This is a genomic window from Candidatus Nitrotoga fabula, assembly GCF_905221025.1.
GTDB lineage: Bacteria > Pseudomonadota > Gammaproteobacteria > Burkholderiales > Gallionellaceae > Nitrotoga > Nitrotoga fabula.
Window position 1 is genome coordinate 84,591 of sequence record NZ_CAJNBL010000044.1, and the last position, 15,789, is coordinate 100,379.

The window sequence follows — 15,789 nt, forward strand, 5'->3', positions numbered from 1 at the left end:
ATCAGCTTCCCGACGCCGATCGCTTGCGCTCGTTATTCAGATGAAAAGCTCCATCAATGACAATGCGCTCGCCTGTTTTAATGCCTTCCTGTACCGGAGAAAAACCATGAGCTTCCGGGCCCAGCTGGACACGCCGCAACTGAAAGCGTTGATTATCCAGCTGAACGAAAACGTAATCCTTGTTTTCTTCCCGCACCACCGCCGAAGCAGGCACCACCAACTGGCGCTGGGATTGTCCCAGAATCAGCATGGAGGCAAGCATCTCCGGTTTGAGCATGCGTTCCTTGTTTTCCACATCCATGCGCACCGTTACCGTCCGCCTGTCTGGATCAACGGTATCCGCAATATAGATCAGCCGCCCTTCAAAGCGTTTCCCTCCCAATGCCGGAACCTCGGCCTGCACTACTTCACCCATTTTCACCAGAAAGGCATGTTGCTCGGTCACCTCTGCCACCAGCCATACGTGTGACAGATCCGCTATGGTATAGAGTATGTCTGCCGGCTGTACGACCTGACCCGGAGTTACTTTGCGTTCGATCACCACGCCATCCAGCGTGGAATTGATCGTGGACACGGAATGCACGCGGCGGCTGGACGCCAACTTGTTAATGGCGCTTTTGGACATCCCCAGAACCTTGAGCTGCTCGTAGGAAGCATGGAGTTCAGCCTGCGCCTGAACCAGATCCGCCTGGCGTTTCTGCAACTCTGCCTCGCCGATCACATCAGCGGCAAACAGTAATTTTGCCCGCTCTACAGCGCGGCGTTGCAACCCTTCATCGGACAACGCCTTAAGATAGACAAGCTGGGCATCCGATAGCTCCGTGCTGTTCAGTGTTGTCAGCACATCGCCCTGTTTTACCGCCTGACCCAAATAGGCATGAATTTCCGTCACGCGACCGGTTACAGCCGATCCGACGCGCGCCATCCGATGTTCATTCACTTCAACACGAGCCGGCACACGCATGGTCTCGGCCACCCAGCCCTCGCTTGCAGGGACAATTGCCAGCCTTTTCAGAAACTCCGGGGCAATCTGCACCACAGAGGGATCTTTGGCCTGATTTACCTCATTATGCAATGCTTGATTGTCGTTGCATCCTGCCAGCGCGACAATCAGCAAATTCACGAATACAACAGGACCGATGGTTCGCCTCACAATATTTCTCCGGGACTAGGGGGGATGGCGCGGAGCCGTTCAATCTCAATCAGTGCGGCCTGCAACTCATAGCGGGCATTCAGGTAGTCGAGGCGGGTAGTGCGTAATACCCGCTGGGCGTCGAGGAACTCAAGAATACCGCGCTCACCGTGGCGATAGGCGGCTTCGGCCACCTTCATGGCATTTTCGGCATCGCGGAGCAGCCCGGTTTCGAATATTTTTACTTGATTTTTTGCAATCTGATAGCGTCCATAAGCCTGATCCAGAACACCCAGCAAACTAATGTTTACCTGCCGCTTTTCCGCTTCCGCCCTTTCAAGCCCTGCCAGAGCCTCGCCGATTGGACCCTGGCGCCGGTTCCATAAAGGCAATGGCAAGGAAACCCCGACTTGCCAAAGTTTCCAGTCCGGATCCTGATTGGTTCCTACGGTGATGGTCGGTTGCGGGATACGCAAGTTGCGTTCCAGCTGCACCCGTGCTTCGGCACGTTGCGCTTGCGCGTTTGCCACCTTAAGCACTGGCTGGCGCTCCAGCAATTCCTTGCGTAACTCGTCCAACTCCGGCAGATCCGGAGGCAGCAATTTTTCCTGGGGTACCTCGAAATTTTTGGCGAGAGGCGCACCAATTATCGCCCGTAGTCGATCCCGGGCCTGGATAATGCGAAATTCTGCGCTTTTCACGGCACTCTGCGCAGCCAGCACTTCAACATCCGCCTTCACCAGCTCAAAGCGGGGAGATTCTCCAACCTTAACCTTAAGCTTTACCCTGTCCCGGATTTGCATCAGCAAATCAAGGTTCACTTTAGCCAGGCGGAGCTCTTCCTGGCGGCGCAACACCTCAAAAAAAGCCTGTTTCACCGAGGTGCGCAAATTGATTCGCGCATCCGACACAGAAGCCTCGGCGGCAACAATGCCTGCCTCGGCACCTAGCCTCCTGGCTTCACGCACAGAAGGCAGTTCAATCAACTGCGACAATGCCGCAGCGTTATTTTGCCCATCTGGAATATGCTGAAACTTTGAAAGCGATTTTCCAGCCCCAAGCTGAAGATCGGGATTAGGGTAGGCTCGTGCGGTCGTGAGGGCAGCATGCGCGCCACGCTCCTGGGCCGCAATGTCAGCAAGTATCGGGCTGTGGGTAGCTGCAAGACGCAAGGCCGTTTCCAGCGTCAAAATCCCTGCCGCATGGGATGGGAGACTTGATATGAGCAAGAAAAATAGAATCCACCACCAGCGAAAGGAGAATCTATGAAATCGCATGTTCTTTTTATTTTCTGGGCAAGTAAATGCAGACACTGACATTAATCATTTAGTTCCATTTCCAAGCGAAGAAATTCCTGGCGCATTCATTGTTTCAGAATATACGTGCAAAAAGACAGGAGGCAGATCTCCCTGTACAGGCAAATCTGAGCGCGATGCCTCTGAAACCCGACGTCTTCCTGGAATCAGGTCATCACTACGACATTCTGAATTCATTTTTTGTGCCTCAGACACATACCCCAACTTGAGGACTGCCGTGGATATTCCGGCTTACCCGAAGAACGCACCCGACACACTACGCCCAAAAGAAACAGGGATCTTTACGCAACATATGCCGAGAAGAACTGCTATGGCCGGATCAAATTCATATAGAGGTCATGATAGGCTGCGGCACTCCGATTCCAGCTAAAATCCCGGGTCATGCAATTATGTTGCAAGTCACGCCAGCTTTTCTTGTCATAATAAACACTCGCTGCACGTTTAACTGTAGCATGTAAACTGGCTGCGTCCATGCTGTGAAAAACAAAACCCGATGCGAGGCCTTGTGCACATGTTACTTCATTGTAATCCGTTACAGTATCAATCAGGCCGCCGGTTGCATATACTACTGGCGGTACACCATAGCGCTGGCTATGCATCTGACTCAGCCCGCAAGGCTCGAAACGCGATGGCATCAGAAATATGTCTGCTCCTCCATGAATCAAATGGGACAAGCCCTCATCAAAACCAATATACACACCGATTTTCCCCGGAAAATGATGCAGAAGATCCAGAGCAGCACGCTGCATGCCTGCATCCCCATTCCCAAGCAATACCAGTTGCGCAGGTAGGTTGACCAGTTGTGGCGCAATCTCCAACACAAGATCCACCCCCTTTTGGTGGGTAAACCGGCTCACCAATGCAAACAAAGGCAGACCAGGATCGACGTGCAACCCCATTCGTTTTTGCAGCCCACATTTATTGGCAGACTTGCCGCTCAAATCATTCAAACTGTAAAGCTGGACGAGATCAGGGTCGGTGGCCGGATTCCAGCCTTCGACATCAATTCCATTCAGAATACCCGTAACCTTTTCCCGCCGGTATGCGAGGAGACCCTGCAGGCCAAATCCAAGCGGATCGGTCTGGATTTCCCTGGCATAGGAGGGACTTACGGTAGTGATGTGGTCCGCGTAATACAGACCAGCCTTCATGAAGGATAAATTTCCGTAAAACTCTACGCCATCAGGCTGAAAGCAATCAATAGGCAATCCCAGTTCCGCCACCATATACGAAGGGAAATTGCCCTGAAAAGCAAGATTATGCACGGTCATGACACAAGGGGCCGCGTCATCTGCAAAATGAAGATACGCAGGAGCAAGTCCGGCTTGCCAGTCATTGCAATGAACCAAATCAGGCTTCCAGTCCAGCGTAGAGCCTGCGCTTCCCATCCATGCCGCGACCCATGATAACATGCCGAATCGCAAGGCATTATCCGGCCAGTCGATACCATTTTCATCCTGATATGCACCGCCGCCACGCTCATACAGTTCAGCACATTCAATCACAAAAAGAGGAACGCCATTAGGCAGCCAGCTTGCAAACAAGTACGCAGCAGGGAAACTGTGAACCGGAAACAGGTCGGCAATCAACTGGCGGTGCGGCAGTGCCTTCAAGACCTGGGGATAGCCTGGCAGCAATAAGCGCACATCAATCCCCCTTTCGCGCAGGGCTGCCGGAAGGGCAGCGCTGACATCGGCCAGACCGCCGGTTTTTATTAATGGCACAACTTCCGAGGTGGCGAACAATACGCGCATCGTTATTCCCCTACGAAAATATAATGTATCCGCTACGAGCGAGAATAACTAAATACTGTCAGCTTAATGACAACAGGACTGATTTACACAAATATCAGCTGTCATAAAAAATAAGCCCACAAAAAATCGAATGCAATTCAACCCCCGAAAAACCGGGGCTACAGCCAGCGCATCAGTCCCAGTTCAAACCGGTGCGTAAGCATTTCATGGTGCGGGTGAACCCTTATGCGGTATTCAAGCTTACCGCATAGCTCAGGGGTAAATTCCAGCATGTATACATGCTCGCCTGTTTGCTGGTTCATCTCCCGGGCTGTAAACAGATAACTCATTTCCGGTCCGGACTTTTCTTTTTGGGACGCCTGCCCAATCAACATTTCAACCGCGACATCCGAGGGATTGAGGCCATTTAAATTAACCCCCACTTCGACGCGCACGCTTTCCTTGAACATTACACTTTGTTTTGTCATGCCCATGCGGCGTATGGTTACACCTGGCCAAGCCTGACGGATAAAGGTTTTCCAGTGTGCTACCCTGCGTGCGCCTTCAAAATTATTTTCCCAGTATTTATAATATTGTTTTATGGCCGGAAGATATGTTTTATCAATATACTCGCCTACCATGCGGGCGGAATTGAACTGCGGCAACAAAGTGGCAATAGAGCGTTTCGACATTTTTACCCATTCCGGAGAATAACCCATCTTATTTTGTTTGTAATAGGTCGGAATTACCCGGTCTTGCAGCAACTCATAAAGAGTCTGGCTTTCTTCGCGGTTGCGCTGTGCATTGGGAAAGTCTTCTGAAACCGGCTTGATAGCCCAGCCATTCTTGCCGTCGTAACCTTCATCCCACCAGCCATCCAGTACTGACAAATTCAGTACCCCGTTCATGGCCGCCTTCATTCCTGAAGTACCGCTCGCCTCCAGCGGATATAGCGGGGTATTCAACCAGACATCCACCCCTGCAACCATGCGACGCGCAAGCCTCATGTCATAATCTTCCAGCATGAGAATTTTGCCTTCAAATTCCGGCATGCGCGAAATTCGCGTCACCTGACGAATCAGATCCTGCCCGGGAATGTCAGCAGGATGAGCTTTCCCTGCAAAAACAAACAGAACCGGACGTTCAGAGTCCTGCATGATCTCACGAAGCCACTCGAGATCCTCAAATAACAAGGTGGCACGCTTGTAGGTTGCAAAACGTCGCGCGAATCCGATTGTGAGCACATTCGGATTTGCTGGATCAACATATTTCAAAATACGATCAAGGTGAGCCTGGGAACCATGATTACGAAAATGCTGCCGACGAACCCGGTAGCGGATCAATTGCATCATTCGTGACTTGAGCGTCTCGCGCACGCTCCAGAATTGGTGGTCTGGAATACTATTAACTTTTTCCCAGAAGGAAAAATCATCGGCATGCTGACTCCAATCCCATCCCAGATAGCGCATAAAAACCTCCGACCATTCCTTTGCCAGGAAAGTCGGCATATGCACGCCATTGGTAATATGGCTTATCGGATTATCTTCATGGTCAAGCTCCTGCCATAGTTCACCGCAGATTCTGGCAGAAACCTTGCCATGAATCTGCGAAACCCCATTCTGGAAGCGTGAGCAATGAATAGCCAGAGCCGTCATATTAAAATCCGGCGTACCTGATACATAGCCCAATGCCAGAAATTCATCGCGGCTTATATTCAACTGAGGAAAATAATTCTCAAAATAGAGTGACATCATTCCATAATCAAAATGATCATGGCCTGCTGGAACGGGTGTGTGCGTGGTAAAAACAGTATTTACCGAAACCGCTTCAAGCGCAGCCGGGAACTCTATTCCCTGTTCGGTCAGGATACGGATACGCTCCAATACCATGAATGCCGCGTGGCCTTCATTGATGTGCCACACACTTGGCTGAATGCCCATTTTTCGCAAAGCACGTACACCACCGATTCCAAGCACAATCTCCTGCTCCATGCGGACGGATCGATCCCCCCCGTAAAGATGGTGGGTAATGGCACGATCCTGCCGGGAGTTTTCATCAAGATCAGTGTCCAGCAGGTAGATCATGACATTTCCTACAACCGCCTTCCATACTTTGATTGCCACTCTTCGTCCGGGCAAATCTACGCTTACCTGGACGTCCAGGCCATTGCCATCCAGCACTGGCGAAATTGGCAAGCTGTCAAATTCGGAATCTGTGTATATCGCATGCTGATTACCTTCATAATCAACAGTCTGATGAAAATAACCCTGACGATAGAGCAGTCCTATACCGACAAAAGGCAAATGCATATCGCTGGCTGACTTGCAATGGTCACCCGCCAGGATTCCCAGACCGCCGGAATAGATCGGAAAGCTTTCATGGAAACCAAATTCAGCACAAAAATATGCGATCAGGTCATTTTCCGTAAACTTTGCTGAAAGATCATTGGATACAGGCCTGGCATGATAGCTATCATAAGCTGACAATATCCGTTGAAACTGGTCCAGAAACACTGGATCTTCGGAAGCGGCAATCAGGCTATGCTCATCCACAGACTGCAAGAAAGCCTTAGGATTTTGCCCTACATCTTCCCAGAGATCACGTTGAATAAAGGAAAACAGATCACGCGTAGGCAGATCCCAGCTATACCACAGATTATTTGCAAGTTCTTCAAGCCTGGCTAGACGAGCCGGTATTTTAGGCCGGACATCCAGAGTATATGGAGTGCCTTTTTTCATCATTTTCTCCTGTTACTGCACATCATGGACCAGCCCCCGCATTGCATGATCATGGGGAAAACCCCTTGATTTCACCAACTACAGTTGTGGCTAAACAGCATCCTTAGATACTGGTAATGAAATCTTTATTTCAGGAACAAGGCCACACCTGCTCTCAATCAAGATAACCAGGCCGACTGGAGATTATATAGCAGAACAGGGAGCATGACAGACTTCGCTGTTAACCGGAACCGCACCCGCGCCGCACAAAATGTACGGCGCAAATACGGGAGGATTTATCTGGATCTAACCAAATGGTTACATTATTTTCGCGCAGCTTCGTAAAGAGGCATGACCTTGGGCAGCAAGCTCTCAATTCTCTTGATCCGGGTTTTATCCACCGGATGGCTGCTAAAGATCTCCGGAAGACCCTGCCCATCGTTACCCTTCATCATTTTTTCCCATAGAGTAACTCCTGCGCGAGGATCATATCCCGCCCTTGCACTGAGCTCCAGGCCGATGCTGTCTGCCTCAATTTCATCATTACGGCTAAATTTGGTTTCAACCAATGCCTTATAGCCAATATTGGCCAGATCCGTTACCCCTCCTGGCAAACCCAGCAGCGCAGCACCTACATTAATGGTAGTGCTGGCAGCGATTGCCTGCGATACCTGTTCCCGGGAATGTTCGCGCAAGGCATGGGCAATTTCATGTCCAAGCACAATCGCAATTTCATCGTCAGAGAGTTTCAATCCATCAATCAACCCGGAATAAAAAACAATTTTTCCACCGGGCATACAAAATGCATTCAGTTGTTTGTCAGTAATTACATTGACCTCCCATTTCCAGTTTAAAGCGTCGGGACGAAACACCGCTGTTTGCGGTTTAATGCGATCCGCTATCTTCGTCAACCTTTCCTGCATGGCACGATCTTCATTCAGCGTACCCTTGGTAACTGCCTCTGATTTAAGCTTGCTGTAACTTTGTTCGGCAACCTGTTCCAGCTCCTGCGAAGATACCAGCATTAACTGGGAACGGTCTGCACCAACAACGCCGCCAGACGTAGTAGTCTGACACCCGCCAATCATCACGCTCGACATGATGAGGAATAATGCAGAATATTTCTTAAGATTCGGCATGATGTTTTCTCCGGTTATTGCTTTCTTATCAACAAAATTTTATGCAAACTTCCAAGCTCAATCCATACAATACTAAAAATCATACCCATCCAACAGCATATTCAGGAATATTTAATCATCCACGGGTACCGCCAAACACTTCATTTTTTACTGCAGGCTTGTGAATGAGCATGACCCGTGGTCGCGTACATCGACAGCAAACTTCCAAATTCTTTCTTGGCTACTTGATAACATTCGCAAGTCAGGGTTTCCAGGCCAGCCCGGTCAAGAACGGTAATATGACCACGACGGTAATTAATAAAGCCTGCATCCTTCAAATTTCCAGCGGCTTCTGTAATACCTTCGCGGCGAACTCCAAGCATACTGGCAATCAGCTCCTGAGTCACGACTAATTCATTGGATAATTGTCGGTTTATGGTCGATAACAACCAGCGGCACAACTGTTGCTCGATTGAGTGATGCCGATTGCAGACCGCTGTCAGCGAAATCTGAACAATAAGTGACTGAATATAGTGCAATAACAAGCGCTGAAGCAACTCCGAACGATGAAACTCTTCCAGCATCACTCCAACTTTTATCCGATAGCCATAACCCCCGGTCTGAACAATTGCACGACTGGGTGGCACTGCACTTCCCGTAAACAATGAAACACTCAGCACGCCTTCATTGCCAACACTGGCCACTTCTGTCGAAGCACCATCTTCCATAATATATTGCAAAGACGCGATGGCAGTTGTAGGAAACCATACATACTGCAAATGATCGCCTGATTCATAAAGAATACTGCCAAGCTGCAGCTGAATTAACTCAAGATGCGGGCCCAGGCGTTTAAACCCATCTTCCGGCAATGCTGCAAGAAGGCGGTTGTAACTGACTCCCCCTGAAGGAGCTATAGGCATTCGCCGCTTATCCCGATCTGTAAAGGTTTACAAGCACATTTCGTCATATCAACCATCCTTTCAAATCAAAGTAGCGTTTATTCAACTTTTACTCGTTTTGTGCGATACCGCACAGACAGGATATTGCAACTTCAGTACTCTTAATTCTAAATTGAACTACATCCCCAAATTTTTTAGCCGGTTTTATGTTCAGCTATAGGGGATCAACGAATACTGTATCTTTAGGAACAAGCAAATGTATTCCAAATGTATTCGCGTTGTTCGCGGCATTACCGCAATAAATTAACCGGCTTAGCCGGGTGCAGGACTTAAGTTCATACAGTTGCTATAGGGCCTGCCATCAAATAGATTAAACATAATAATAAATCAATAAAAACAACAAGAATCCGGATACCCGCTCGATTAGGAATAACGGATCGCACTATTCGATGGCAGCCCCTATAGTAACCCCTTTAATCATGTCGCGGTATGCGTTACACACACTTCCCTGACACACAGGTGTCTATCATAAACGGCAACACCTTGCTGAATCAAGAAATTGATCAGCAGCCTGAACACAAACAATTATCTTTTGTCTTTAACCATTGAGTCATATCCATTACCCTCGTTATCCTGTAAATGACCAGTTTATTTCTGGCAGCAGTCACAATAAAAACTGGACCGCTGGCCTTGCCGGATTTGCCTGATCATGGTATCGCATGCACGACATTTCTCATTTGCGCGACCATACACCCAGTAGCGCTGCTGAAAATAGCCAGGATTACCATCGCCTCCAACATAATCGCGCAGACTGCTTCCACCAAGGGCAATGGATTCTTCCAGGGTTGCCTGAATCGCTTGGACCAGCGCTTCGCAGCGCGAATAGCTTAAGCTTGCAGCAGGCAATTGCGGACAGACACCGGCGCGGAACAAAGCTTCATTGGCATAAATATTGCCAATCCCGACTACCAGACGTTGATCCATAATAACCAGCTTGATTGCGGCCTTACGATTGCGTATCGAATGGAAAAGATACCCTCCGCTAAAATCCTGTCCCAGTGGTTCCACACCGAGCTTTGAAAGGAGCGGATGCTGCTCGGGATAGCCTTCATGCCACAGGACTGCGCCAAAGCGCCTCGGGTCGCGCAGCCGCACTAGCATTCCATTTGTAAACTTCAAATCAAAGTGATCATGTTTCTGTGGCTCTATTCCAGCGTCCAGAACGCGCAAACTGCCCGACATGCCCAAATGCAAAATAAGCGTTCCGGTGTCACAATGAATCAACAGGTACTTGGCACGGCGACGGACCGTATGAACGGTCTGGTTATACAGAATAGCGGGCAAATGCCCGGGAACAGCCCACCGCAGACGCGGGGTACGGATAACGGCATCCGCAATACGCTGACCTTGAATATGCGGCGCAATGCCCCGCAGGGTTGTTTCAACTTCCGGTAGTTCTGGCATGCTGTTCTTCTTTGAAAAAATCAATTCATTCAGATCAATCTGCGAACACGTTTTGTCGTGAATCAGGGTTCACCACTGGACTGTTTCTTCCCCAGACATATCCTGATTGGCGCAAGTATGCAGAAAGCCACCATGGTGGAACCTGTAACTTTTCCACCCGTTTCATATAACTCCTTACAAAACAACTCGATTGGTTTCTCGCCATCTGACTTTCATTTTATAGAGGCGCGCACATTACCACCCCCTCACTTATCCATCCACGGGACACCACCTGCTGAATGGCAGCCGGATCGCTGACAATACGATGATTGGAATCAATGCCCTGGGTGAATCCGTTATTATAGGCGCGGTAAACCGGCGCCATCCCGCTGGGACAGGTTCCGCTGGTTGCCAGGGTAGTATAAAAATCCATGCTCTCGAAATTCCAGCGTTTCTGAGTATCCGGCGTGCTCGCCTGAAGTTGTTTTAGCGCCTCGCACTCCCTCATATCCACTGTATAAAAGTGCGAATTTGGACCTGGTGACATGCTTCCATAGAACCGGCAGACCGGGCTGCTCCCACCGGATTTGAAGCGATGGCCGGTACGGATCCAGCCGGGACCTGCGCTGCCATTATCAATTCCTGCGGCTTCATTGGGGTCCGCGGTAATAAAATAATGATCCAGATTGGTATTATAGAATTCAACAACCTCTGCAGTCGCACCCGGCAAAGAAGGTCTGTTTATCATCAGACTGACGTTATCTACATAAAAACTGGTTGGGTAAAGACCATCATTGGTTGCAAAAAACTTCACCCTGACCGTCTTCCCCTTATACGCATCCAGGCTGCATTCACCACTTTGAACCCAGTCTGTAGTTGTATTCAGGTTCGTGAATGAAACACAAGTCTTATAGGTTGTTGCGGCAGGCGGGCTATAAACTCTGACCTCCATGAAATCATAAAAATCCAAACCCGTTGTTTCCTCGGTTTCAATCCAGTAATCATGTTTTAATACCGCTCCAGACGCATCCTGGGGAATCATTACATCCTGATACAAACTATCTTCACAGTGGTTATATCCACAAAGCCATGCATACCAGGCATTAGATGGTGCGGGGACGAGAAATTGCGTAACGATAGGATATTCCATGGAGCTTTTTTCAACCCATAAGACGTGGCCACTTTCAAATCCAGGATTGCCGACCAGATTTGCCCCGGCGGCTCCCACACCCGCCTGGGTAACCGTGTACGTATTTCCTGCGACAAACAACACCCCTGTTCGCGGGAAAGCAGCATGGTTCTCCGTTAATACATAGCTGACAACACCATTACCCTTGCCACTGCTACCCGAAGTGATCGTCAGCCAGTTTGGTGCATTGCTCATGGCACTCCAGGTACAACCGTTGGCTGCGGTGACAATGATATTTCCGGTTGCACTGCCTGAACCAAATGACTTGCCGGTCTCCGAAACAAAATAGGAGCAGGCTGTGGTGGTTCCGACCGCCATCTGTAAATCCAGACGGGGTTTGGTCACACTGTTTCTGACATCGGTCACCTGAACACCATTTTTCAGGCGTGCCTCAATTTGATCCAGGGCTTCACCGGGAAAGGCGGCTCGCAGCACCGCTACCGCTCCAGCCACATGCGGCGCAGCCTGAGAGGTACCGCCCATACTTTTCCCGGCTGCATCAATCATGGCACCCGGAGCAAGTAATGTCAGAAACAGCGCACTATTGGAAAAACAGGTCACTTTATCTGCGGCTGTGGTGGAATCCGAACAAGAGCTCCAGGATTTCATGCCCATTGCAGAATCATAAACAGCCCCGACTGATATGACCCCGTCAGTAGCGGCCGGATTGATCAACGAACTGATGTAACCTTCATTTCCTGCCGCGGCGACCACAGATATCCCTGCCGACCTGGCATTCTGGACCGCAGGAAAATAAATTCCGCCAGTTTGTGGCGAACTGTACATGCCGCTTCCTAAACTCAGGTTCAGAGCAACGATGTTGTAGGTATGCCTGTTGACAATTGCCCAATTGATCGCCTCCAGCACAATCGAAGACGGAGCCGTACCATCCTCGCCAAAAACCTTTAAATCCACAATTTTTGCTCCAGGAGCCACACCTGTAACAATCCCTGCAACATGGGTACCATGGTCTGAACTGCCACCGGGATTGAAATCCTTGGCGTACACCACCTTGCAGCTGGCTGGTCCTCCAGGGACAGCGCATGGTCCAAGCGCAGGATGGGTATAATCCACGCCACTATCCAAAACCGCTACCGCTGTGCCGGCACCCTGATTGCCTGCCGAGACCACCAGAGGCTGTTTGACCAGAGGCAGACTTTCAGCCAACAGCATTTTCATGACCGTATTTTCGTACACCCCCGTTACACCAGGATGCATAAGCAGTTTATCCAGTGCTTTCCTGGAATAAACGCGGACAAAACTTAGCGGAAGTTGACTGTAGTCTTTCAGCACAGCGGATTCATGCGACGCAAAGGATGCGTGAACCTCTTGTTTTTTTGGCATACAGAACGGCCTTCTGCTTTAAAACGGACGCATCCTGTGATGTGAGCCGCATGTTTGATTGCATGGCCTGCACATCTTCCTGGATCGCCCTTTCATCGAATACCACAATGAAATCCTGCGATGTACCGGTTTGCATTTTTTCCAGCAGCCGCAAGGCGGCCTCCCCCTTTTCATTGCCGGGAACCTGGGAGTATGCATGGCCTGCTGCCAGGGCAAAAACCAAAAAAATCACCCGCGCCAGTAAAAGTATTCCTGCCTGCCGACCATAATTTGTATCAGAAGCGTTCATGGACTGGGATCCGACTGTACCCTGTTTTCCGGATGATTTTTATATGCCTGGACAACGAAGGAATCTGAAAGCAGCATTTTCAGGATTTCCGCATTATGAAATCGCAGCAACATGATCGGAAGCGCTTCAAAATCCTTGAGGATTTCAATTTTTCCTGGTGATAATCTGGAAATTGCAGCACGTTTCATGGCCAAATATTTTTCCGCCTTGAACCGGATAATTTCCGCATCGTCCAATAGGATGCCTTTTGCTTTCTTCAACTGTCCTGCCTCGGCAAGAATTGCCGCATCGTCAAATACGACTATCAAATCTTGCATCTCTCCTGCGGTCAGTTTTTCCCATATTTCTTGTGCGACTTTATCTCCGCCGGCACCCGATGCACAACCTGCCAGCAGGTAGCACCCGATACCCAACACGAGACCAATGAGCACTCGCAGAATATTTCTTTCTTTACTCATTCCAATCACCTGAATTGTCCCAGCAGGATACCCAGAAAACAGAACATGCGGTTGAAAAATCCGGAAACCGTACAATATCCAGAACCAGAGTCAGTCACGATGGTGCTCATCAATCCCTATAGTGGCTGATCGCCGGATATTCATGATACATCTGACCCCTAAGAAATTCAGAGTAACCCATCCGGAAAATCATTTTTCCTGGGTTCAGCAGTTTTTGGCATTTTTCCAGTTCATGCAATTCCCGAGAAAAACCACTTGCAGATATATACCCGGTTTTTGCATGATGTTTCCCATTGCCCGGCAAAGAGCCAGTTTTTGAGTCCGCCCTGTGCCTAGGTAACAGGACTATATTAACCTGCCCCAAGTCTCAGATAAGCAGCACTTCCAGCAACTTACCCCCGGCATACCCGGATATTCTGAAACAGGCCACAGAGAAGCGGAGAAAGTAGCGTATCGAAACCTGCCCGTCACCAGAAACCATTGACTGCCGGCTCTGGCTGTTCAAACCGAGGTACACAATAAGACTGGTATAAAAGAGGGCATTCACGCAACAAGCCTGCATAAGATGCATTGCCCGGTCGTTCAGGCAGTTTACCTAAAAACGCGGATAATTCCTGCAAGTCTGGATATTACTGCAAAATTTTGACAGAAAAATGAAATTACAGAAGCCTGGCATGCATAGCCAGGAAATATATACAGAACCTGTGCAACCGGATGCTTTATCTACGCGGCCTGCACAGAAATCGCATTGCGCTGGTCAATAATACGGTTTAATCCATCAACATAAACCAGATTAGGTTTAAATTTTTGCAATTCAAGTTCTGAATACATTGCATAGGTAGCGATAATCAGGATATCGCCCGGATTGGCCTTGTGCGCAGCGGCACCATTAACCGATATGACACCCGAACCACGTTGAGCGCGAATGGCATAGGTGGTAAAACGTTCGCCATTGGTAACATTATAAATATCGATCTGCTGATACTCATGAATATCGGCTGCTTCCAGCAAAGTCTCATCAATTGCACACGAGCCTTCGTAATGCAATTCCGAATGCGTAACATGCACCCGATGCAATTTGGCTTTAAGCATAGTCCTTAGCATTGTGTACCCCCTGTGGGAGAACTAAAAAATAAAATTATAACATTATCCATCAACACCTCCAGAAAGCTGCGGATTTCCGGAGTTTGATTCCGGATACTCACCTATTCAAAAGATACAGTTTCATGGGTCGGTATTCTTTTGTTCCTGAGCAAATCCACCATAGCTCCTGTTCATCCCATTATCCTGGATCCAGCGGTTGTTATGCAGAACCGCCATCAAGAAAAACCTCCAGATTATCTATCAGCCGGGTTTTTCCCAGCCAGGCAGCAGCCAATATAACCAGATTCTTTTCCTCCATCCTTGATTTTTCCAGATTGCCCTGGGAACGTATCTCCACATATTCTGCTCGCCAGCCACGGGAGACCAGCGCATCCAATCCCTGCCCCTGGAGCCAGCCTAAATCTTTTTCCCCATTCAGGATTGCCTGCCGTACCCCTGTCAACATTTGATACAAGAAAGCCGCTTCGGTTCGTTCCTCATCCTTCAAATACTGGTTTCGAGAACTCAGCGCCAGACCATCTGGTGCACGCACCGTTTCCGCACCTACAATTTTCACAGGCAGATTCAGCTGCTCCGACATTTGGCGCATCAAATAATATTGCTGGTAATCCTTCTTGCCGAATACGGCAATTTCAGGTTGTATGATATTGAACAACTTCAGCACTATCGTCGCCGCACCGCTGAAATGACCAGGGCGGAAAGTGCCACATAATTCATTTGCTATTGGTGGCAGCGCTACTTTCACTTGCTGAGGCTGCGGATACATATCCGATTCGCTTGGCGCAAAAACCAGATCCGCCCCGCATCCCTCCAGCAGTTTACAATCCTGATCCAGCGTTCGCGGATATTTGAAAAAATCTTCATTGATGCCAAACTGCAATGGATTAACAAATATGCTCACCACCACAAACTGCCCCCGCTGCCGGGCAATCCTTACGAGATCCAGATGCCCATGGTGCAGATTACCCATGGTCGGCACCAGCGCTATGCCGTTAACACCTCTCAACCGCATGCGGATATCGGCAATCGTGTGTATCACTAGCATAA

Annotated in this window: 12 protein-coding genes; all 12 read right to left on the reverse strand. The window is 49.2% G+C overall.

The window, feature by feature from the left end; genetic code table 11:
* Nucleotide 1: 1 nt before the first annotated feature.
* Nucleotides 2–1,153, reverse strand: coding sequence for an efflux RND transporter periplasmic adaptor subunit (locus tag KJA68_RS10490; protein ID WP_246487149.1), 1,152 nt, complete (start codon nucleotides 1,151–1,153; stop codon nucleotides 2–4).
* Nucleotides 1,150–2,322 (reverse strand): TolC family protein, encoded by a 1,173-nt coding sequence (locus tag KJA68_RS10495; protein WP_213036882.1) that lies wholly within the window; start codon nucleotides 2,320–2,322, stop codon nucleotides 1,150–1,152. The genes KJA68_RS10490 and KJA68_RS10495 overlap by 4 nt, the downstream gene beginning before the upstream one ends.
* A gap of 434 nt (nucleotides 2,323–2,756) precedes the next feature.
* A complete protein-coding gene (gene glgA, locus KJA68_RS10500; RefSeq protein WP_213036883.1) occupies nucleotides 2,757–4,202 on the reverse strand; it encodes a glycogen synthase GlgA in 1,446 nt (481 codons plus the stop codon).
* Nucleotides 4,203–4,360: 158 nt separating this feature from the next.
* On the reverse strand, nucleotides 4,361–6,922 hold the full coding sequence (glgP, locus tag KJA68_RS10505; RefSeq protein ID WP_320412130.1) for an alpha-glucan family phosphorylase: 2,562 nt from the start codon (nucleotides 6,920–6,922) through the stop codon (nucleotides 4,361–4,363).
* Nucleotides 6,923–7,221: 299 nt separating this feature from the next.
* A complete protein-coding gene (locus KJA68_RS10510; RefSeq protein ID WP_213036884.1) occupies nucleotides 7,222–8,037 on the reverse strand; it encodes a M48 family metallopeptidase in 816 nt (271 codons plus the stop codon).
* Between the two features lie 140 nt (nucleotides 8,038–8,177).
* A complete protein-coding gene (locus tag KJA68_RS10515) occupies nucleotides 8,178–8,936 on the reverse strand; it encodes a Crp/Fnr family transcriptional regulator (RefSeq protein WP_213036885.1) in 759 nt (252 codons plus the stop codon).
* 627 nt (nucleotides 8,937–9,563) lie between these two features.
* Nucleotides 9,564–10,379 carry a bifunctional DNA-formamidopyrimidine glycosylase/DNA-(apurinic or apyrimidinic site) lyase gene (gene mutM / locus KJA68_RS10520; RefSeq protein ID WP_213036886.1) on the reverse strand — a complete coding sequence of 272 codons (816 nt, stop codon included), beginning with the start codon at nucleotides 10,377–10,379 and terminating at the stop codon, nucleotides 9,564–9,566.
* Nucleotides 10,380–10,596: 217 nt separating this feature from the next.
* Entirely contained in the window at nucleotides 10,597–12,891 is a 2,295-nt protein-coding gene (locus tag KJA68_RS10525; RefSeq protein WP_213036887.1) for a S8 family serine peptidase, read from the reverse strand.
* The gene (locus tag KJA68_RS10530) at nucleotides 12,848–13,180 is read right to left on the reverse strand and encodes a hypothetical protein (RefSeq protein ID WP_213036888.1); all 333 of its coding nucleotides are present in this window, start codon (nucleotides 13,178–13,180) and stop codon (nucleotides 12,848–12,850) included. Before KJA68_RS10530 ends, KJA68_RS10525 begins: the two co-directional genes overlap by 44 nt.
* On the reverse strand, nucleotides 13,177–13,638 hold the full coding sequence (locus KJA68_RS10535; protein ID WP_213036889.1) for a hypothetical protein: 462 nt from the start codon (nucleotides 13,636–13,638) through the stop codon (nucleotides 13,177–13,179). The genes KJA68_RS10530 and KJA68_RS10535 overlap by 4 nt, the downstream gene beginning before the upstream one ends.
* Nucleotides 13,639–14,361: 723 nt before the next feature.
* Nucleotides 14,362–14,742, reverse strand: a complete 381-nt coding sequence (panD, locus tag KJA68_RS10540) for an aspartate 1-decarboxylase (RefSeq protein WP_213036890.1) — start codon at nucleotides 14,740–14,742, stop codon at nucleotides 14,362–14,364.
* Nucleotides 14,743–14,941: 199 nt separating this feature from the next.
* On the reverse strand, nucleotides 14,942–15,787 hold the full coding sequence (panC, locus tag KJA68_RS10545; RefSeq protein ID WP_213036891.1) for a pantoate--beta-alanine ligase: 846 nt from the start codon (nucleotides 15,785–15,787) through the stop codon (nucleotides 14,942–14,944).
* Nucleotides 15,788–15,789: the final 2 nt, after the last annotated feature.

Excerpts from the sequence above, each read along its gene's own strand:
- glgA (WP_213036883.1), bottom strand. The coding sequence starts at position 4,202 with ATGCGCGTATTGTTCGCCACCTCGGAAGTTGTGCCATTAATAAAAACC.
- glgP (WP_320412130.1), bottom strand. The coding sequence starts at position 6,922 with ATGATGAAAAAAGGCACTCCATATACTCTGGATGTCCGGCCTAAAATA.
- KJA68_RS10510 (WP_213036884.1), bottom strand. The coding sequence starts at position 8,037 with ATGCCGAATCTTAAGAAATATTCTGCATTATTCCTCATCATGTCGAGC.
- KJA68_RS10515 (WP_213036885.1), bottom strand. The coding sequence starts at position 8,936 with ATGCCTATAGCTCCTTCAGGGGGAGTCAGTTACAACCGCCTTCTTGCA.
- mutM (WP_213036886.1), bottom strand. The coding sequence starts at position 10,379 with ATGCCAGAACTACCGGAAGTTGAAACAACCCTGCGGGGCATTGCGCCG.
- KJA68_RS10525 (WP_213036887.1), bottom strand. The coding sequence starts at position 12,891 with ATGCCAAAAAAACAAGAGGTTCACGCATCCTTTGCGTCGCATGAATCC.
- KJA68_RS10530 (WP_213036888.1), bottom strand. The coding sequence starts at position 13,180 with ATGAACGCTTCTGATACAAATTATGGTCGGCAGGCAGGAATACTTTTA.
- KJA68_RS10535 (WP_213036889.1), bottom strand. The coding sequence starts at position 13,638 with ATGAGTAAAGAAAGAAATATTCTGCGAGTGCTCATTGGTCTCGTGTTG.
- panD (WP_213036890.1), bottom strand. The coding sequence starts at position 14,742 with ATGCTAAGGACTATGCTTAAAGCCAAATTGCATCGGGTGCATGTTACG.
- panC (WP_213036891.1), bottom strand. The coding sequence starts at position 15,787 with ATGCTAGTGATACACACGATTGCCGATATCCGCATGCGGTTGAGAGGT.